This window comes from Paenibacillus haidiansis (assembly GCF_036553665.1).
In the GTDB taxonomy this organism is placed as follows: Bacteria; Bacillota; Bacilli; order Paenibacillales; family Paenibacillaceae; genus Fontibacillus; species Fontibacillus haidiansis.
This window is the reverse complement of the sequence record NZ_JAZHPZ010000001.1, coordinates 102,918-120,675: the sequence shown is the minus strand read 5'-3', so window position 1 is coordinate 120,675 and position 17,758 is coordinate 102,918. Positions and strand designations below refer to the sequence as shown.

Genomic DNA, 17,758 nt, shown 5'->3' with positions numbered 1-17,758 from the left:
GAAATGATGGACTTCATTGATTTGATTAAAACGATCATTCTTGGTCTGGTAGAAGGGTTGACGGAGTTTGCCCCCGTCTCCTCTACCGGGCATATGATCATCGTTGACGGTATGTGGTTAAAGACGGAGAGCTTGTTCGGCTCCAAATATGTAGCCAATACGTTCAAGGTGGTTATCCAACTCGGCTCCATATTGGCCGTGCTCGTCGTATTCAAAGACCGTTTCATCGATTTGCTCGGTCTGTCGCGGCTGGGCCGCAAAAAGGGAAGAGACGGAAACGGGAATGCCGAGGCGGAGAACGTGAGTGCGAACAACGGTCTTGCTAAAACGGATATTGAAGAAGCGAAAAGCCGTATCCCCAACACGGAAGGGCCGCGTCTTAAGTTGATGCAAGTGATCGTCGGATTGATCCCGGCCGGGATACTCGGCGTTCTGTTTGAGGATCTCATTGACGAGTATCTGTTCTCCACGGCCACGGTCCTCATCGGGCTGGTCGTCGGAGCGCTGCTGATGATCGCGGCCGACCGTTTCGGCCCAAAAGTGGCCAAGGCGGACACAGTGGATCAGATCACCTACAAGCAGGCGTTTGGCATCGGCCTGTTCCAATGCCTCTCGATCTGGCCCGGCTTCTCCCGCTCCGGTTCGACCATTTCCGGCGGGGTGCTGCTCGGCTTGAGCCACCGGGCGGCGGCCGATTTCACCTTCATCATGGCCGTGCCGGTTATGGCCGGAGCGAGCGGGCTCTCTCTGCTGAAAAACTGGCAGTATTTCACGATCGACGCGATGCCGTTTTTCATCGCCGGCTTCATCAGCGCCTTCGTGTTCGCGCTGGTATCGATCCGCTTCTTCCTGAAGCTGATCAACCGGATCAAGCTCGTGCCGTTCGCCGTGTACCGCATTCTGCTCGCGGTTGTGATCGGAGCTCTCTATTTCTGGTAAGCTGGAAATGGGATACTCCAACAGTTGCAACATAAAGCATCTCCTAGCGTCATAGTTACAGGGGGTGCGTACTCATGAAAAGGTTTATGATACTGCTCGTTTGTTTCGGTTTCGTTTCGGCGGGGTGCCAATCTACCACGGCCCGGAGCGTGACAGCGGCAACAGAGGTATCCAAGGCTGCTTATTTAGAGGATGCAAAAAACGATGATGAACAAATCCCGTTATCGGTGAGGATTTCTGTGCCGGAACAAGTATCTAAAGACGGAGTGTTTCAAATTACGGCATATTTGCAAAACGAGTCGGCATCCGAGCTTGAGGTGGAGAGCAGGAAGCAAATGTTTACCTATTCTATACAGGACAGTTCGGGGAATAGCATAATACCGGCAACGTTTCTGGCGGATGTCGGAGTGCATCGGACACTGGACGGCGAGGGTGAATACGCCGAGAAGTTCAGCTATAGAATACGTCAGCCGGGAAATTATACAGTCAGGGCCGTTGCCGAATTTACTGTTTATATAAACGGGACGGCGCTGAATTATGAACTGGAAACAGAAGGAAAGTCTGTTGAAGTAATAGACTAGTAGATGAATAGATGAATGGATTAACTGGGAAACATACAGCTAATTTTTATCAAAACTCGAATATCAGCAAATTAACTGGAAAACCTCCCGTTATTTTTGCACTTTCCATCCTCCCGGGATGAAAAGCCGCAAAATAAATGGAGGTTTTCCATTTATTTTTGGCTAATGGCAGGAAGGAGGCAATTTAGCGGGAGGAAATCCAGTTAATTAGTCAAACTGCCGTAATGTATTCGGCTGCGGCGTGATTAGCGCGCTTCACTTACTTACCCGCACGTACAATTCAACACGGGCTTTCTGGCCGCGCCCGTTTCATCGAGGCGCGTGACAAGCGTGTTGTGCGGAGCGGTAAGCAGGATGTCCGGGTTGGTCCGGGCTTCTTCCGCGATCGCGATCATGACGTCGATAAAGCCGTCGAGCGTTTGTTTGCTTTCGGTTTCCGTCGGCTCGATCATCATGCATTCCGGTACATTCAGCGGGAAGTAAATGGTCGGCGGGTGGTAGCCGAAATCGAGCAGCCGTTTGGCGACGTCCAGGGTGCGGATGCCGTATTCCCCGAGCCCGCTGCCGGACATGACGAATTCGTGCTTGCACGGTCCCGGATACGGCATTTCGTAGTACGGCGCCAGCCGGTGCATCATGTAATTGGCGTTGAGTACGGCGTTCTCCGACACTTGCCGGAGACCTTCCGGTCCAAGGCTGCGGATATAGGCGTAGGCGCGGACAAGGATGCCGAAATTGCCGTAGAACGCCTTGACCCTGCCGATGGAAGAGCCGCCGTCTTCCCCCCGGCGGTTATAGCCCGCAGATATCGCATAGCCGCCGGTTTCGGTCTGCACGATTCGCGGCTCCGGCAGAAACGGAATCAGTAGGTTCTTGACGCCGACCGGGCCCGCGCCGGGACCGCCGCCGCCGTGCGGCGTGCTCATCGTTTTGTGCAGGTTGAGATGGACGACGTCAAAGCCCATATCGCCGGGCCGGGTTATGCCCATGATCGCGTTGGAGTTGGCTCCGTCGTAATAGAGCAGCCCGCCGGCCCCATGCACGATGTCGGCGATTTCCGCGATCTGCGTTTCGAACAGGCCGAGCGTGTTCGGATTGGTCAGCATCAGCGCGGCCGTATCGGCACCGACGGCGGCCTGCAACGCCTCGAGATCGACGAGGCCGCTCGGGGTCGACGGGATCGTCACCGTCCGGAATCCGGCGACCGAGGCACTGGCCGGGTTCGTGCCGTGCGAGGAATCCGGCACGATCACCTTGGTCCGGCATTCGCCGCGGGATTCGTGATAGGCCCGGATCATCATCAGCCCGGTCCATTCCCCGTGCGCGCCGGCCGCGGGCTGCAGGCTTACCGCATCCATTCCGGTAATGCCCTTGAGGTCTTCCTGCAGCCGGAACATGAGCTCGAGTGCGCCTTGAACACTTTCCTCCGGCTGGTAAGGATGGATCTTGGCGAACCCCGGATAACGGGCGACATCTTCGTTGATCTTCGGATTGTATTTCATCGTACAGGATCCGAGCGGGTAGAATCCGTTATCCACCCCGAAATTGCGTTTGGACAACGCGGTATAATGACGGATTACGTCGACCTCGTACACTTCCGGCAGGGCGGCGGGCTCGCCGCGCAGCAGGTCCGCCGGAATCAGGCTTTCCATCGGAACGTCCGGTACGTCGCACTCCGGTAAAGAGTAGGCGATCCGCCCGGGAGAGGCGATCTCAAAAATCAAAGGCAGCTCCTGATTCATTTCACGCATAACGATTCCTCCAGTACAACGGCAAATTGGTCGATTTCCGCCTTGCTGCGCTTCTCGGTAACCGCGATCAGTATATGTCCGGGGAGCTCGGGATAACTGCGGCTCAGATCGTAGCCGCCGATAAATCCGGCTTCCAGCAGCTTGCGCTGAAGCTGTTCCATCTTGAAATCTGGAAGCCGGAGGACAAATTCATTAAAGACAGGCGCGGCGAAGGGGAGGGACACTCCGGGAATCGCGGCTAAACGTGCCTTGGCGTAATGGCATTTCCGCAGGTTCAGCTTCGCGACCTCGACCATTCCCCGCTTCCCCATCGTCGACAAGTACACCGAGGCGGCCAAAGCGAGCAGGGCCTGATTGGAGCAGATGTTGGAGGTCGCTTTCTCGCGGCGGATATGCTGCTCGCGCGCTTGCAGCGTCAGCACGAAGCCGCGCTTGCCGTTCCGGTCGGTCGTCTGACCGACAATCCGGCCGGGAATCCGCCGCATGTAGCTTTCGGCCACGGCGAAGAAGCCGCAGGTCGGGCCGCCGAAGGAGCCGTCGATGCCGAGCGGCTGGGCATCGCCGACGACGATGTCGGCCCCGAGCTTCCCGGGCGCTTCCAAGAGGCCGAGCGACAGCGGGTTCGCACTGACGACCATCAGGCCGCCGCGGCGGTGAATCAGCTCGGCGATGCCGAGGACATCCTCAATCGCGCCGAAGAAATTCGGCGATTGAATCAGCACGGCCGCCGTATCGTCCGTAATGGCGTCCGCAAGCGCGTCCGCGTCGGTCCGGCCGCCTCGCTGCCCGATCTCGACCAGCTCCAGGTTGAGACCGTGCGCATATGTTGCCAGCACCTCGCGGGCTTCGGGATGAACGGCCCGCGACACGACGAGCCGCTTGCGCCGGGTGGCGGCCGCCGCGAGATTGCCTGCTTCGGCCAGAGCTGTCGCGCCGTCGTACATACTGGCGTTGGCCACTTGGAGCCCGGTCAGTTCGCAAATATACGATTGAAATTCAAATATGGCCTGCAGCTCGCCTTGGCTGATTTCCGGCTGATACGGAGTGTACGCCGTATAAAACTCGCTGCGGGATATGACATGGCCGACCACGGAAGGTATATGGTGATCATAGATGCCGGCGCCGAGAAAGCTGACATATCGCTGGGTATCCGCGTTTTGCGCCGCGAGCGCGGACAGGTGGCGGGTCAGCGCAAACTCGTCCAGCGCCGGGGAGACGGGGAGATCCCCCTGATAACGGATATTTTCGGGAATATCCTTGAACAATTCCTGAACCGATTCTGCGCCGACGGCGGACAGCATTTCCGCCCGGTCTTGCTCGGTCATCGGGAGATAGCGGTGTTTCATGGCTTTCGATTCTCCTTTCTCCGGTTGAAGGTCACTTGGATTTGGCTCTACGGTAAAACGGGGTCGGAACAACTTTCGCTTTGAGCAGCTTGCCGCGTATTTCCACTTCCAGCAGCGTATCGACAGCGGCGTACCGGCTGTCGACAAGCGCCAGCCCCAAGTTTCTTTTGAGCGTAGGCGACTGGGTTCCGGTTGTAACCTCGCCGACTTGCACGCCATCCGCGAATACCGGATAATGCGTGCGCGGTATGCCGCGGTCAATCATTTCAAGTCCGACGAGCTTACGCGGCACCCCGGCCGACTTTTGCTCCACCAGAACACTTTGGCCGATAAACTCGCCTTTGTTCAGTTTGACGAACATCCCGACCCCGGCCTCCAGCGGCGAGATCGACGCCGATAGCTCCTGGCCGTATAACGGAAGGCGGGCTTCAAACCGCAGCGTATCCCGCGCTCCGAGTCCGGCCGGCACGAGGCCGTACGGCTCTCCGGCCCGCATCAGCGCTTGCCAGAGCTCTGCCGCATGTTCGGCCGGCACGTACAGTTCGAACCCGTCTTCCCCGGTGTAACCGGTGCGGGAGAGAAGCACGGCGATGCCGCCGACGCGAACACCGTCCATGAACCGGTACGACTCCAGGCCGGAGATGTCGGCATCGCAAATGCCGCCTATGATCGCCGCCGCCCGCGGCCCTTGCAGGGCAAGCAAAGCGGTGGCATCGGAACGGTCATACATAAGGACGCCGCCGTTAAAGGGTCGGCTTTGCTCCTCAAGCCAGTCCCAGTCTTTCCCGATGTTGGAGGCGTTCACGACGAGCATAAATTTTTGTTCATCCAGCTTATAGACAAGCAGATCGTCAACGACGCCGCCATCCGGATAACACATCAGCGTGTATTGGGCTTTTCCCGGGACCAGGTCGCTGACATTGTTGGTCGTCATCCGCTGCAAAAATGCTTCCGCATCAGGCCCTTCGATCACAAACTCGCCCATATGCGAAACATCGAACAACCCGGCCGCCTGGCGTACGGCCTCATGTTCCTTTTGAATGCCGCCGAATTGCACGGGCAGCTCCCAGCCGCCGAAATCGATGCAGCGGGCGCCTTCGTATTGTCCATAGAGGGGGAAAAGCGGGGTTCTCAGCAAATCCGACATGTTCATCACCTCGCAGTGGCCTTATTAGCCATATTCTTATCTCATGTTTTTGAAAAACAAAAAGACAGGCCAAAGAATAAGCATGCAAAATGCATATCATTCTTTGGCTCTGTCCCTTGTACCTGATAGTTACCCCGCAATATGAAGCGGTACGGGTTTCCCCTTGGGTGATCTGCGGTTTAACCGGCAGATGCTCTCCAGAGTCGCGTCCGGTAAAGGTCCTTTTGCCTGAGAGATTCACCGCTTTCTCCAAGCGGCTTGCTCCTTCGGCGTTACTGTGCAGTAATCTCTCCCATTACCTTCAATCGCTAGTTTTAAATCCATTAATACGTAAAACATGCTCCTATGTCAACAAAATTATCATGAAAAATAAAAATTTAAGTAATTATTGTAATTGATAACGATTACAATAATTTTCGTAAGGTTAGCTTGTAAGTAATCTTGACATGTCCAAGGAGGGTAGAATATGTTATAAAACAGAACTATGTTTTATAGTATTTGCCAATACGGTTGGGGAGGCTTAGTTCGTGGCAGGCGAAATCAAAGACAATTATTACTATAGCGAGGAGCATGAATGGGTTAGGGATTTGGGGGACGGTACGGTAAAAATCGGCATAACGGATTTTGCCCAGCATCGCCTCGGCGATATTGTGTTTGTAGAATTCCCCGAAATCGGTCGGGAGGTAGAAGCGGAGGATGGCGTCGCAACGATCGAATCCGTCAAGACAGTTTCCGACCTGTTTACGCCCGTAAGCGGAACAGTGCTGGAAATCAACGGGCAATTGGAAGACGAACCTGAACTGGTCAATTCCGATCCGTACGATAAGGGCTGGATGGTGCGCATCCGGTTGCGGGATCAGCCTGACGACGCTTTCGCCAAACTGCTGAATGCGGAGGCATACGCCAAACATATCGATGAATAATCTAGGTCTTGGGCGGCAGAAGCAGGGAGCGGTACAACACTTCAAAGGCGAATTCAAAACCTTCGAGGCGCCGCTTTGCTTCATGTACGTTGCCGCCACAGACATAGATGCCGCGATTGCGGGCAATAAGCAGGGGAGGTCGGGACGAAAGCGCCGCCGGAATTTGTTTGCCGCGGCAGCGGGGTCGGCGCTACCTGCGATAACCGGGATGTGCAAAGGGGCGGCGTTCTCCGTGCAAATCCCCAGCTCCTTGAATATTTCCGGCCTTTGGATAGGATCGTCTCCGCGCCCTCCATAATATTCGCCGATTACATGACTATAGACGGTGTGCACGTGAAAAGCGGCGCCGCAGCCGGTCAAACGGTAGATCTTGGCATGAATCGACGACTCCGCCGCGAGCGAAAGAGCGGTAGCTTCACAGGGCCTTCCGTCCTGATCGACAAACAGAAATCGCCCGGCCGCGGATATGGCAAAGTAAAAGCACCGCGGCGCAAACCCGCCGACGCGCGCCGACAGATTGCCGGTTACGCCGGGAAACCAGCCCTGGTCAGCGTATTGGCGGTGAATGGCCTTTAGCTCATCCAAGGTCGTCTGTTTGTGTCGGAAAAATTCATGGCTATGCTCTCCTTTTTAGAGCAGGGCTTTTTTTACTTCTTCTCCCATTTCGCGGGAACGCTCGGCGCAGCGGTGTACGGCGGCTTTTACAATTTCGGTGAACCCTCCGGCGCTCAGCACCTCGATGGCCGCTTGGGTCGAGCCGTTCGGCGAGGTGATGTCCTTCCGCAGCTTGGCCGGATCTTCCTTTGTCTCGCGCATCATCATCACGGCGCCCAGCACGGTTTGCTCCGTCAATTCCCGCGATTGTTCCGGCGACAGACCGCCTTCGATTCCCGCGGCGATCATGGCCTCCATCATGTAGTAAATATAAGCGGGTCCGGAGCCGGATACTCCGGTCAAAATTTCCTGATCCTTTTCCTCGATAACGACGGCTTTGCCCACGGCTTCAAAAAAGGACAGCACTTTTTGCCGCTGCTCGTCATCGACTTCGGGCGAAAAGGATATCCCCGTCGTACCTAGGCCGATCGTGGCCGAGGTGTTCGGCATCGTGCGGGCGACGGGTTGTTTTGTGCCCAGTAGTTGCTGAATGGTGCCGATCGACAAGCCGGCGATGAACGAAATGATCAGTTGCTTTTCCGACAGCAGGGGGCGTATCCGGCTGATCGCTTCTCCGGCGTCCTTCGGCTTCATCGCAAGAAAGATAATCGAGGCGCTCCGGATCATTTCGTCTTTTTCCGTTTGATCGGCGGCGGTATTCACTCCGTAATGCTCCGAAAGGTAAGCCAGGCGCTCCCGGTTGCTCCGGTTGAACATGGAGATTTGCCCCGGCTTGGCCACCGAACGGGAAATGAGTCCGCGCACGACGGCCTCGGCCATCGATCCCGCTCCATAAAATGTAATGTTCTCTTCTGGGTTTGTATGCAAGAAACTCAAATTATTTTCCTCCCTTTTACGGTCTGATCTGGCCGTTTCCTTGAATGACATATTTCGTCGAGGTCAGTGCCGGCAGACCCATAGGTCCCCGGGCATGAAGCTTCTGGGTGCTGATGCCGATCTCCGCCCCGAACCCGAATTCAAATCCGTCGGTAAAACGGGTGGAGACATTATGATATACGGCGGCCGCATCCACTTCACGCAAGAAATGCTCCGCATGCTCGCGATTTTCCGTGACGATGCATTCGGAATGCTTCGTCCCGAACCGGGCGATATGCGCCAACGCTTCATCCAAACCTTCGACAATTTTAATGTTTAAAATGTAGTCGTTATACTCCGTTGCATAATCCTGTTCCGCCGCCTCGTTCGCCCTAGGGACAAGCTGCCGCGTTCTGGCGCAGCCGCGCAGCTCGACATTCGCCTGCCGCATCGCTTCGGCGATTGGAAGCAGCCGCTGTTCCGCAAACCGCTCGTGTACGAGCAAGGTTTCCATGGCATTGCAGACGGAGGGCCGCTGGACTTTTGCATTCAGCGCAATGTCCTGCGCCATCTGCGGGTCGGCGGATTCGTCGATATAGGTGTGGCATATTCCGGCCCCCGTCTCAATGACGGGCACGGTGGCGTTTTGCACCACATTTTGGATCAACGCTCTGCCGCCGCGCGGAATGACCACGTCCAGCAATCCGTTGGCCCGCAGCATTTCATCCACAGACGCCCGGTCCGTATCTTCGATCAACTGCACCGCGTCCGCGGGCACCGAAGTGGACGATAATGCCTGGTGAATGACTTCCACGATTTTGCGGTTGGATGCGATGGCGGAGGAGCCGCCGCGCAATACTACGGCGTTGCCCGTTTTCAGGCACAGTCCGATCGCGTCTACCGTCACATTGGGGCGAGCCTCGTAAATGATGCCGATTACGCCGAGCGGAACGCGTTTCTTCGTAATGAGCATGCCGTTGGGCCGCTCGATCGTTTCCAGAACTTCGCCGACGGGATCGGGCAGGTCGACGATCTGCCTCAGGCCTTCGGCAATCCCGGCGATCCGCTGCCCGTCAAGGGCCAGGCGGTCCAGCAAGGAGGCCGATGTGCCGTTATCCCGCCCGCGCCGCAAATCTTCTTCATTCGCCGCGATGATGGCATCGGCATTCGCCAGCAGCGCGTCCGCCGCCGCAAGCAGGGCGTCATTTTTTTCCTTGGTCGTCAGCCTGTTCAATACGGCCGCCGCCGTGCCGGCCTGCTTTGCTTTTTGTATCACTTCGCTCATCACAGAACCCTCCAAACGTAATGAAAAATAAAAAAACTTCCGCCCCTGCCAAGCAAAGGACGAAAGTTATACTTCCGCGGTACCACCTTAATTGATGACTTATCGGTCATCCGACTTTGAGCCCGGTAACAGGGGCGTCTGTCCGGCTTTGGACAGCCGGCCGTTCGGGGATAGGTTCGGAAAGGGCAGGCGGTAAATTCTCGCAGCCGTTCGGAATTTACTCTCTGAAATACGCCGCTGATCATTCTTACTGGTCCCGTCATCACGTTTCGGTGAAGCAATCTATCCGGTTTGATTACTGATAGAATACCACGCAATAACTACCAATGCAAAGGAAAACGGCAAAATAGCCGCGCGCCGCCGCCCGCCTAAGATTTTAGAGAGATCCACTCGTCGCGGTGTATGACTTCCAAACGATGCACCTCGTGCACCCGCTTCATGACCTCGCTGCTCGGCAGGCCGAGGATTTCCTGGAGCTGTTCGGCGTCATAATTGATGATTCCGCGGCCCAGTACCTCGCCATCCTCGCTAAGCACTTCGACCACGTCGCCGGTCTGGAAATGCCCTTTGGCTCCGCGGACGCCGACCGGAAGCAGGCTGCGCCCGCCGTGGATGAGCGCTTCTTCGGCTCCGGCGTCGACCAGCAGGCTCCCGATCGGGGTCGACAGGAACCCGAGCCACTGCTTCTTTCGCGGCAGGGCGGAGCCATGGGACTCGAAATAAGTCCCGCGCCCCTGGCCGTCGACGATTTGCCGCAGCTCGCCCGGGAGGCTCGCTTTCCCGACAAACACCGGCACGCCGCCGCGCGAAGCGATTTTGGCCGCGTCGATCTTGGAGCGCATGCCGCCCGTGCCTACGGAAGAGCCCGCTCCGCCGGCGATTCCGTAAATCTCCTCGGTGATTTCCTTCACGTGCCCGATCCGTTCGGCAGAGGGGTCGATGCGGGGATCCCGGGTATAAAGACCGTCGGTATCGGTCAGAATCAGAAGCCGATCTCCCTTAATCAGATTCGCCACCAGCGCGGACAGCGTATCGTTGTCCCCGAATTTCAATTCGTCGACCGAAACGGTATCGTTTTCGTTGATAATCGGCAGGATGCCGCGGCCCAGCAGCTCTTCCAGCGCCATGCTGGCATTTCCCATCCGCTTCCGGTTCTGGAAATCAGATCGGGTGAGCAGCACCTGGGCGGCCGACACACCGTGCAAGGCCAGCTCTTCCCGGTAAACCTGCATGAGCAGCGCCTGTCCGACGGCGGCCGCGGCTTGCTTCTCGTGCAGCAGCTTCGGCCGCTCCGCATACCCGATCTCGCGGAATCCGGCGGCCACGGCGCCGGAGGTAACAAGCAGCACTTGTATATCCGCTGACTTCAAAGCGGCCAGCTCGGCGGCGAAATAGGCGATGGCATCCCGGTTTAGTCCTCCTTCCGGGGTAGTCAGTGAACTGCTGCCGATTTTCACGACAATACGGCGTTGCATGGAGATCACTCCTTAATGTAATAAATATGTAAATGCAATTTTTCGATGAAACCAAAAAAACTTCCGCCTTTGCATGCAAAGGACGAAAGTTTCGACTTCCGCGGTACCACCTTTATTGATGATTGATCATCCGACTCATATAGCCCGGTAACAGGGGCGCTGTCCGGCGTTGTCGGCCGGCCGTTCGGGGGTAGGATTCGGAGGGGCGGTCCGCAAATTCTCGCAGCCGATGGAATCTGCTCTCTTTAGGTCCGCTGGTCAATCTCTTACTGGTCCCGTCATTACGTTTATTGATAGAATACCATGCCGATGGAGGCTTTGCAAAAGAAAACGGCGGATTTGGCCCGAGGCTGCCGAAGCGGGAAAGACTTGCACGGCTGCGGAAGGCCCTATATGATGAGAGTCAGAATCATGCATTTTGTAATTTGTCATATATAAATAGATGCGAGTAGAGGAGGTTGCTTAGTCGATGGACCGCAACGCAAAAGCATGGCAGATCGCGCTGATCCAGTGCGATATCGCGCTCGGGAATCCGCGCCTGAACCGGGAACGGCTTGCGGACAAAATGGAACAGGCCGCAGCCGCGCCCGTGAAACCGGATGTGATCGTTCTGCCGGAAATGTGGAACACCGGGTATGCGCTGCCGCAAATCGGGGGCCTCGCCGACCCCGAAGGGCAGGATACCCGGGCCTGGGTATCATCGTTTGCCCGGAATCACGGCATTCATATCGTAGCCGGTTCGATCGCGGAGAAGCGGGACGGCCGGGTCTACAATACAATGCTGATGTTTGACCGGGAAGGAAGGGAAGCCGGCGCTTACTCCAAAATCCATCTGTTCCGGCTGATGGAGGAAGAGAAGCATCTGGCCCCGGGAGAACAGCCCGTCTTATTCGAACTTGACGGCTTCAAGGCCGGCGCGGCCATCTGCTACGATATCCGCTTCCCCGAGCTGATCCGCACGCTGGCGCTGAATGGCGCCAAAGCGCTGTTTGTGCCGGCGGAATGGCCTCATCCCCGGCTGCATCACTGGCGGACGCTGCTGGCGGCGCGGGCGATCGAGAACCAGATGTACGTGATCGCCTGCAACCGGACCGGCGCGAGCGGCAATGACGCCTTCTTCGGACATTCGCTCATCATCGACCCTTGGGGCGAAACCGTGGCCGAGGGCGGTGAAGGGGAAGAGATCGTCACGGGAGCGATCGACCTGGACCTGGTGGGGCAGGTCAGGGAACGCATCCCGGTATTCGCCGACCGGCGGCCCGGGCTTTATGAGCTGTAGCGCTGGGTAAGCGTCGATTTGAACGTTTCGATAAACGCTTCGGCCGCCTTGGACAAGTAGCGGCCCCGGCGGTAGGCGATCACCAGCGTCCGGCTCGGGGAGGAGGACAGCGGAATGTACACCGGGATCAGCTCGCTGCGTTTCGAGCGGGCGATGAACCGGGGCACCAGCGTGATCCCCATCCCGGCGGCCACCAATGATTGCACCGTTTCGATATTGTTGCTTTCAAATACAATATTCGGTTCAAAGCCGGCGCTCCGGCACAGGTCGATCGTCAGCTTGCGGAAGCCCTGGCCTTTCTTCAGGACGATAAACGGCTCGTCCTTGAGCTGCTCCAGCGCAACTCCTCCGGGGCTGGCTTCGAAAGACGCCAGCGGATGCTGCGGCGGCACGGCCAAATCGATGATTTCTTCTCCGATCGGCTCATAGGTCAGAGTCGGCTCCTGCAACGGCAGCGACAGCAGACTGAGGTCGGTTCCGCCCCCGGCGGTCAGTTTCTCCAGGTTCAGTGACGTATCCTCCAGCAGGGCGACTTGAATATCCGGGTAAGCCTCCTTAAACGCGGGCAGCACATAAGGTAGCAGATGCGATCCGGTGATCGGCATGCTGCCGATGACGACACGCCCGGCCCTAAGCTGGGAGATGTCGTCCATTTCCTGGCGGAGCTGCTCGACGGCGTCCATGATTTTGCGGGCATGCTCGATAAAGCTGGCGCCCGCGTAAGTCAGTTCGACGGTGCTGGTGTTGCGCTGGAACAGCTTGACCCCGAGTTCCCTCTCCAGCTTGGACAGCTGCTGGCTGAGCGAAGGCTGAGCGATATGCAGCTTGTCGGCGGCCCGTGAGAAATTGCGTTCTTCGGCGATTTGCAGCGTATATTGAAGCTGGCGGAGTTCCATATGTTCACCTCGTTAAAATCTTTATAAGTTTTACCTATTAAACATTATAACCTATATAGGCGGTTGGCAGGAGTCCTCTAACAGTTGTTTATAGCAAACGGGTATATTCATGAAACAAGTTTGAGATGGACCCGAAGTTGCATGTATAATAGATACATAATTATGATAATTATGATAAGTTTACGATGGAGGTGTACGGTTTGAAAAAGGTTTGGAAAGAGATTCAAGGCTGGGGCATCGCCGTCGTGATCGGCTTTGTGCTCAGTTTATTCATCGGAATTTTCGTGATTCAGCCCTATAAAGTCGAAGGCCATTCCATGGAGCCTACCCTGAACGACAATCAGCGGATTTATGCCTGGAAAGTCAGCCATGCGCTCGACAAGCTGCCCGAATATGGCGATATAGTCATCATTGACAGCCGGGTTGACCGGAGCCGGTCCTTTCTGGACGACTTGAAAGAACACCCGTTAATCAAGCTTCTGTCGGGCGGGCAAGAGGAAGAAATTTTTTACGTCAAAAGAGTGATCGGGCTGCCCGGAGATACGATCGAAATCAAGAACGGCCAGGTATACCGCAACGGAGAGGCGCTGCAGGAGCCGTATATCAAGGAGCGGATGAACACCGGCGTCGAACAAGTGTTTGAAGTACCGGAGGATCACATCTTCGTAATGGGCGACAATCGCAACAACAGCAATGACAGCCGGAATATCGGCCCGGTCCCGCTGGATCATGTAATGGGGATCGATTTCTGATTCGCCGGCATCGCATATGAGGAGAGAATGAAATGACGGATGTATGGGAATCTTGTCCCAAATGCAAATCCAATAAGGTGGTTTCCAGAGGCAAGCTGTACTATTTTCTGCTGTGGTTTGCCGCCGGCGGCTGCCTGCTGTGGCTCGGTTTGCTCGTGTACTGGCCGTTGTTGATCTTGGGATTCGTTTTTATAATCATCTCGGTATTCAGCTTCATGATGCCCAGAGTCAACCGCTGCACAGAGTGCAAGCATAAATGGAAACCGTAGTTTGCCGGGAAAAGAAAATTGGGAAGGCGCTGTAATCCGAAACGGATCGCGGCGCCTTTTTTATGGGTGTAAGCCAAGCTAATGGCGATGCGTTTTTGTTGCCGGCGAAATAACAGTGTTATAATTAAAAATGTCAATGACAATTTTTACAGACTTCTCATATTTATCAAAAAACGAATGTTAAGGAGATGCTTATTCATGAAAGCGGCTGTTATTTACGGCGCAAAAGACGTACGCATCGAAAATATTCCCGAACCGAACGCAACGGCCGGGAATGTCAAAGTCCAAGTCGACTGGACGGGGATTTGCGGGAGCGACCTCCACGCCTACCATCACGGCATGGGCGTATCCGAAACGCCGCATCCGGTGAGCGGGCGCAGTCTTCCTTTAACGCTCGGCCATGAATTCGCCGGGGTTGTTACGGAGATAGGAGAAGGCGTTAGCGGGTTGGCCGTTGGCGACCGGGTGGCGATCGAGCCTTTGATTTACGCGCAGGATGATTACTATGCAGGCTTGGGCAAATACAATCTTTCCAACACGTTCGGATTCCTGGGCCTGAACGCGGACGGCGGGTTTGCCGAATATGCGATCGTCGGCGCCGGCAAGGTCCACAAGCTGCCGGACAATGTGTCCATGGAGGAAGGCGCGCTGGTGGAACCGGCGGCGGTAGCTTTTCAAGCGGTCAAATCCAGCGATCTGAAGGCCGGAAACAATGTGATTGTCTTCGGCGCGGGACCGATCGGCCTGTTGACGATCATCTCGGCCAAAGCCGCCGGAGCCGCCAATATTATCGCGGTCGATATTTCCGCGGAACGCCTGGAAAAGGCGCTCGAGGTCGGCGCTACGGTGAGTGTCAACAGCCTGGAAGAGGACGTGGACGCAAAAGTCCGTTCCTTGTTCCCGCTTGGCGTGGATGTCGCTTATGAAGCGGCCGGCGCTCAAGCCACTTTTACAAGCGCGGTCCATTCGTTGAAGAAAGGCGGGCAATTGATGATTATCGCCGCCTTTGCCAAGCCGGTCACGCTGGACGTCACTCCGGTTCTGATCGGAGAGTTGAAAATTACGGCCTCTCTGGCGTACCGCCATGTCTTCCCCGAAGTCATCGCGCTGATCTCCGCCGGCCAACTGGACGTGAAGAAGGTCATCACGAAGAAAATCGGCTTGGACAACCTGGTCGAAGACGGTCTGGAGCTGCTGATCAAGGATAAGAGCCAATCGAAAATTTTGGTGAATCCGCGTGGATAACGGCAAGGAAATTTGAAACTTCGGCAATAAAATAAGCAGGGCAGGGGAGGTCTCTGCCTTGCTTTTTTATTTGGGCTCTGAAATTTCCTCCAGCAGCTCCGCCGAATCGTTCCTCACGTTCCCGACTGCAGAAGATACGGGGTAGGCTCGCATTTCGTTTGCGCCATACGGCTTCAATAGCTTAAGCAGCGACGGCACATCCGTATTTTCGCGGTCCAGCCAGGCAGCTTCTTCTTCCCGGCGGAGGATGACGGGCATCCGGTTGTGAATCTCGGCCATCAACGAATTGGGCTCGGTGGTAATGATCGTACAAGTAGCCAGCTTGTCGCCTTCCGGACCGGTCCAGATATCGTACAGCCCGGCAAAAGAGAAAATGCCGCCGTCCCGCATCAGAATCCGGTACGGCTGCTTCCCGCCCGCATTTTGCCGCCATTCGTAGAAGCCGTCCGCCGGAATGACGCAGCGGCGGGAGGAGAGCAGCCGGCCGAATGCCGGCTTTTCCGTCAGTGTTTCCGCACGGGCGTTGATCATTTTGCTTCCGATCTTATCATCCTTGGCCCATGACGGGACGAGGCCCCAGCGGAGCTCGCCCAGCCGGTTGCCCGCCTTGCTCCCGACAATCGCCGGAACCTTCTGGAAGGGAGCTACATTATATTTTGGCGTGAAATATGCCATTGTCGACTCTTCGATAAGATATCTTAAAATCAGCTCATCCAATGATATGGTAAGGGTATATCGTCCGCACATAAGAGGGCTCCTTAGCGTTTTACCAATATTGTAATTCGCGGCATTCAAAAATTCAAAGGAACGGGCCGGTTCACTTATAGGATCAAACTATCAATATTATAGTTATTATATCTTGGAACAATGAAACGAGAGATGATATATTTATTCTCAACAGAGAAACAGCCGTGTCTGTTTCGTCAAATGTTCGAATTCTTGTGTGGGGTGAATTCAATGACCAGCAAAAAGACGATGTATGAGAAAATTTGGGATAATCACGTGATCTATCAAGAGGAAGGCAAGCCGAGCATTTTGTATATCGACCTGCATCTCGTTCACGAAGTAACTTCGCCTCAAGCCTTTGAAGGGCTGCGCCTTAGCGGCCGCAAGGTTCGCCGTCCGGAGCTGACGTTCGCGACGATGGACCATAACGTGCCGACCAAGGACCGTTACAATATCGCGGACCCGATCTCCAAGCAGCAAATCGATACGCTGTCGCAAAACTGCCGCGATTTCGGCGTGACGCTGTACGATCTGGATACAATCGATCAAGGGGTAGTTCACGTCATGGGTCCGGAGCTGGGCTTGACGCATCCGGGCAAAACGATCGTCTGCGGCGACAGCCATACGTCCACGCACGGCGCGTTCGGCGCGCTCGCCTTCGGGATAGGGACGAGCGAAGTCGAGCATGTACTGGCAACCCAATGTTTGCAGCAAGCCAAAGCGAAGACACTGGAAGTGCGGTTTGTCGGCAAACGCAAACCGGGCGTGACGGCGAAGGACTTGATCCTCGGCGTGATCGCCAAGTACGGAACGGATTTCGCGACCGGGTACGTCATCGAATATACCGGCGAAGCCATCCGCGAGCTGTCGATGGAAGAGCGCATGACCGTCTGCAACATGTCGATCGAAGCCGGAGCAAGAGCCGGATTGATCGCACCGGACGACACGACGTTCGATTATCTGCGCGGCAGAGAGCATGCGCCGCAGGGCGAAGCTTTTGAGCTTGCGGTGGCGGAATGGAAAAAACTGACGACCGACGAAGGCGCGGAATACGACCGCGTCGTCGAATTCGACGTCGATTCCCTGATTCCGCAAGTCACCTGGGGCACAAGCCCGGGTATGGGCACCAGCATCAGCAGCCGCGTGCCGAACCCGGCGGATTTTGCCACGGACAACGAACGGAAAGCGGCCGAAAAAGCGCTTGAATATATGGGCCTTACTCCCGGCACGCCGATGACCGATATCGAAATCGACTATGTGTTCATCGGTTCCTGTACCAACGGGCGGATCGAGGATCTGCGCGCCGCCGCGGAAGTGGCCAGAGGCTATAAAGTATCCGATAAAGTGACGGCGATCGTCGTCCCGGGCTCCGGCCGCGTGAAGATTCAGGCGGAGAAGGAAGGGCTCGACAAAGTGTTTATCGAAGCCGGGTTTGAATGGCGCGAAGCGGGCTGCAGCATGTGCTTGGCGATGAACCCCGATGTGCTTCAGCCGGGACAGCGCTGCGCATCCACTTCGAACCGCAACTTCGAGGGCCGTCAAGGCCGCGGCGGCAGAACGCATCTCGTCTCGCCGGCGATGGCGGCGGCAGCGGCGATCAAAGGCCGCTTCGTCGATGTGCGCGAATGGAATGTGAAGAGCGAAGTCGTAAGCTAACCAAAGCGTATAGAGGGG

Annotated in this window: 17 protein-coding genes, 1 pseudogene and 1 riboswitch; of the genes and pseudogenes, 8 read left to right on the top strand and 10 right to left on the bottom strand. The window is 56.1% G+C overall.

Features of this window, described 5'->3' with window-relative positions:
• Positions 1-6: 6 nt before the first annotated feature.
• Together V3851_RS00510 and V3851_RS00505 are read left to right on the top strand one after the other, a co-directional pair.
• Positions 7-939, top strand: a complete 933-nt coding sequence (locus tag V3851_RS00510; RefSeq protein ID WP_331845227.1) for an undecaprenyl-diphosphate phosphatase — start codon at positions 7-9, stop codon at positions 937-939.
• Positions 940-1,013: 74 nt separating this feature from the next.
• Positions 1,014-1,520, top strand: coding sequence for a hypothetical protein (locus V3851_RS00505; RefSeq protein WP_331844537.1), 507 nt, complete (start codon positions 1,014-1,016; stop codon positions 1,518-1,520).
• Positions 1,521-1,783: 263 nt separating this feature from the next.
• Here the strand turns inward: V3851_RS00505 and gcvPB are convergent, their stop codons facing one another.
• The 3 genes from gcvPB to gcvT are packed head-to-tail and all read right to left on the bottom strand — an operon-like array spanning position 1,784 to position 5,764.
• Positions 1,784-3,262 (bottom strand): aminomethyl-transferring glycine dehydrogenase subunit GcvPB, encoded by a 1,479-nt coding sequence (gene gcvPB / locus V3851_RS00500; protein ID WP_331845226.1) that lies wholly within the window; start codon positions 3,260-3,262, stop codon positions 1,784-1,786.
• Positions 3,259-4,617 (bottom strand): aminomethyl-transferring glycine dehydrogenase subunit GcvPA, encoded by a 1,359-nt coding sequence (gcvPA, locus tag V3851_RS00495; protein ID WP_331844536.1) that lies wholly within the window; start codon positions 4,615-4,617, stop codon positions 3,259-3,261. Before gcvPA ends, gcvPB begins: the two co-directional genes overlap by 4 nt.
• 31 nt (positions 4,618-4,648) lie before the next feature.
• A complete protein-coding gene (gene gcvT, locus V3851_RS00490; RefSeq protein ID WP_331844535.1) occupies positions 4,649-5,764 on the bottom strand; it encodes a glycine cleavage system aminomethyltransferase GcvT in 1,116 nt (371 codons plus the stop codon).
• A 206-nt stretch (positions 5,765-5,970) separates the two neighbouring features.
• Positions 5,971-6,069, bottom strand: a riboswitch (glycine riboswitch).
• Positions 6,070-6,291: 222 nt separating this feature from the next.
• Here gcvT and gcvH point away from each other — a divergent pair.
• Positions 6,292-6,687: a glycine cleavage system protein GcvH gene (gene gcvH, locus V3851_RS00485; RefSeq protein ID WP_331844534.1), complete on the top strand. Its 396-nt coding sequence runs from the start codon at positions 6,292-6,294 to the stop codon at positions 6,685-6,687.
• Position 6,688: 1 nt separating this feature from the next.
• Here gcvH and V3851_RS00480 read toward each other — a convergent pair whose 3' ends face one another.
• From V3851_RS00480 to proB, 5 genes and pseudogenes are all read right to left on the bottom strand, one after another.
• On the bottom strand, positions 6,689-6,814 hold the full coding sequence (locus tag V3851_RS00480; protein WP_331845225.1) for a hypothetical protein: 126 nt from the start codon (positions 6,812-6,814) through the stop codon (positions 6,689-6,691).
• A gap of 197 nt (positions 6,815-7,011) precedes the next feature.
• Positions 7,012-7,272, bottom strand: a pseudogene (locus V3851_RS00475) (class II aldolase/adducin family protein); the annotation flags it as partial.
• Between the two features lie 45 nt (positions 7,273-7,317).
• Positions 7,318-8,178 (bottom strand): pyrroline-5-carboxylate reductase, encoded by an 861-nt coding sequence (proC, locus tag V3851_RS00470; RefSeq protein ID WP_331844533.1) that lies wholly within the window; start codon positions 8,176-8,178, stop codon positions 7,318-7,320.
• 16 nt (positions 8,179-8,194) lie between these two features.
• Positions 8,195-9,442 (bottom strand): glutamate-5-semialdehyde dehydrogenase, encoded by a 1,248-nt coding sequence (locus V3851_RS00465; protein ID WP_331844532.1) that lies wholly within the window; start codon positions 9,440-9,442, stop codon positions 8,195-8,197.
• A 368-nt stretch (positions 9,443-9,810) separates the two neighbouring features.
• Positions 9,811-10,917, bottom strand: coding sequence for a glutamate 5-kinase (gene proB, locus V3851_RS00460; protein ID WP_331844531.1), 1,107 nt, complete (start codon positions 10,915-10,917; stop codon positions 9,811-9,813).
• Between the two features lie 469 nt (positions 10,918-11,386).
• On the opposite strand from proB, the gene V3851_RS00455 reads away from it, so the two are divergent.
• Positions 11,387-12,196 (top strand): carbon-nitrogen family hydrolase, encoded by an 810-nt coding sequence (locus V3851_RS00455; RefSeq protein ID WP_331844530.1) that lies wholly within the window; start codon positions 11,387-11,389, stop codon positions 12,194-12,196.
• On the opposite strand, the gene V3851_RS00450 is transcribed toward V3851_RS00455, so the two are convergent.
• On the bottom strand, positions 12,184-13,092 hold the full coding sequence (locus V3851_RS00450) for a LysR family transcriptional regulator (protein ID WP_331844529.1): 909 nt from the start codon (positions 13,090-13,092) through the stop codon (positions 12,184-12,186). The genes V3851_RS00455 and V3851_RS00450 overlap by 13 nt on opposite strands.
• Before the next feature lie 200 nt (positions 13,093-13,292).
• On the opposite strand from V3851_RS00450, the gene lepB reads away from it, so the two are divergent.
• The 3 genes from lepB to V3851_RS00435 all read left to right on the top strand — a co-directional run bounded on the left by lepB (position 13,293) and on the right by V3851_RS00435 (position 15,358).
• A complete protein-coding gene (gene lepB, locus V3851_RS00445) occupies positions 13,293-13,844 on the top strand; it encodes a signal peptidase I (RefSeq protein ID WP_331844528.1) in 552 nt (183 codons plus the stop codon).
• 32 nt (positions 13,845-13,876) lie between these two features.
• The gene (locus tag V3851_RS00440; RefSeq protein ID WP_331844527.1) at positions 13,877-14,113 is read left to right on the top strand and encodes a hypothetical protein; all 237 of its coding nucleotides are present in this window, start codon (positions 13,877-13,879) and stop codon (positions 14,111-14,113) included.
• A 198-nt stretch (positions 14,114-14,311) separates the two neighbouring features.
• Positions 14,312-15,358 carry a 2,3-butanediol dehydrogenase gene (locus tag V3851_RS00435; protein WP_331844526.1) on the top strand — a complete coding sequence of 349 codons (1,047 nt, stop codon included), beginning with the start codon at positions 14,312-14,314 and terminating at the stop codon, positions 15,356-15,358.
• 66 nt (positions 15,359-15,424) lie between these two features.
• On the opposite strand, the gene V3851_RS00430 is transcribed toward V3851_RS00435, so the two are convergent.
• On the bottom strand, positions 15,425-16,105 hold the full coding sequence (locus tag V3851_RS00430) for an SOS response-associated peptidase (protein WP_331844525.1): 681 nt from the start codon (positions 16,103-16,105) through the stop codon (positions 15,425-15,427).
• Between the two features lie 210 nt (positions 16,106-16,315).
• Between V3851_RS00430 and leuC the strand changes: the two genes are divergently transcribed.
• Positions 16,316-17,740: a 3-isopropylmalate dehydratase large subunit gene (leuC, locus tag V3851_RS00425; protein WP_331844524.1), complete on the top strand. Its 1,425-nt coding sequence runs from the start codon at positions 16,316-16,318 to the stop codon at positions 17,738-17,740.
• Positions 17,741-17,758: the final 18 nt, after the last annotated feature.

What these genes read in the sequence shown, in the direction of transcription:
- V3851_RS00440 (WP_331844527.1), top strand. Translation starts at nt 13,877, where the DNA reads ATGACGGATGTATGGGAATCTTGTCCCAAATGCAAATCCAATAAGGTG.
- V3851_RS00455 (WP_331844530.1), top strand. Translation starts at nt 11,387, where the DNA reads ATGGACCGCAACGCAAAAGCATGGCAGATCGCGCTGATCCAGTGCGAT.
- gcvPB (WP_331845226.1), bottom strand. Translation starts at nt 3,262, where the DNA reads ATGAATCAGGAGCTGCCTTTGATTTTTGAGATCGCCTCTCCCGGGCGG.
- gcvT (WP_331844535.1), bottom strand. Translation starts at nt 5,764, where the DNA reads ATGTCGGATTTGCTGAGAACCCCGCTTTTCCCCCTCTATGGACAATAC.
- V3851_RS00435 (WP_331844526.1), top strand. Translation starts at nt 14,312, where the DNA reads ATGAAAGCGGCTGTTATTTACGGCGCAAAAGACGTACGCATCGAAAAT.
- V3851_RS00430 (WP_331844525.1), bottom strand. Translation starts at nt 16,105, where the DNA reads ATGTGCGGACGATATACCCTTACCATATCATTGGATGAGCTGATTTTA.
- proB (WP_331844531.1), bottom strand. Translation starts at nt 10,917, where the DNA reads ATGCAACGCCGTATTGTCGTGAAAATCGGCAGCAGTTCACTGACTACC.
- V3851_RS00450 (WP_331844529.1), bottom strand. Translation starts at nt 13,092, where the DNA reads ATGGAACTCCGCCAGCTTCAATATACGCTGCAAATCGCCGAAGAACGC.
- V3851_RS00505 (WP_331844537.1), top strand. Translation starts at nt 1,014, where the DNA reads ATGAAAAGGTTTATGATACTGCTCGTTTGTTTCGGTTTCGTTTCGGCG.
- V3851_RS00510 (WP_331845227.1), top strand. Translation starts at nt 7, where the DNA reads ATGGACTTCATTGATTTGATTAAAACGATCATTCTTGGTCTGGTAGAA.
- gcvPA (WP_331844536.1), bottom strand. Translation starts at nt 4,617, where the DNA reads ATGAAACACCGCTATCTCCCGATGACCGAGCAAGACCGGGCGGAAATG.
- V3851_RS00465 (WP_331844532.1), bottom strand. Translation starts at nt 9,442, where the DNA reads ATGAGCGAAGTGATACAAAAAGCAAAGCAGGCCGGCACGGCGGCGGCC.
- leuC (WP_331844524.1), top strand. Translation starts at nt 16,316, where the DNA reads ATGACCAGCAAAAAGACGATGTATGAGAAAATTTGGGATAATCACGTG.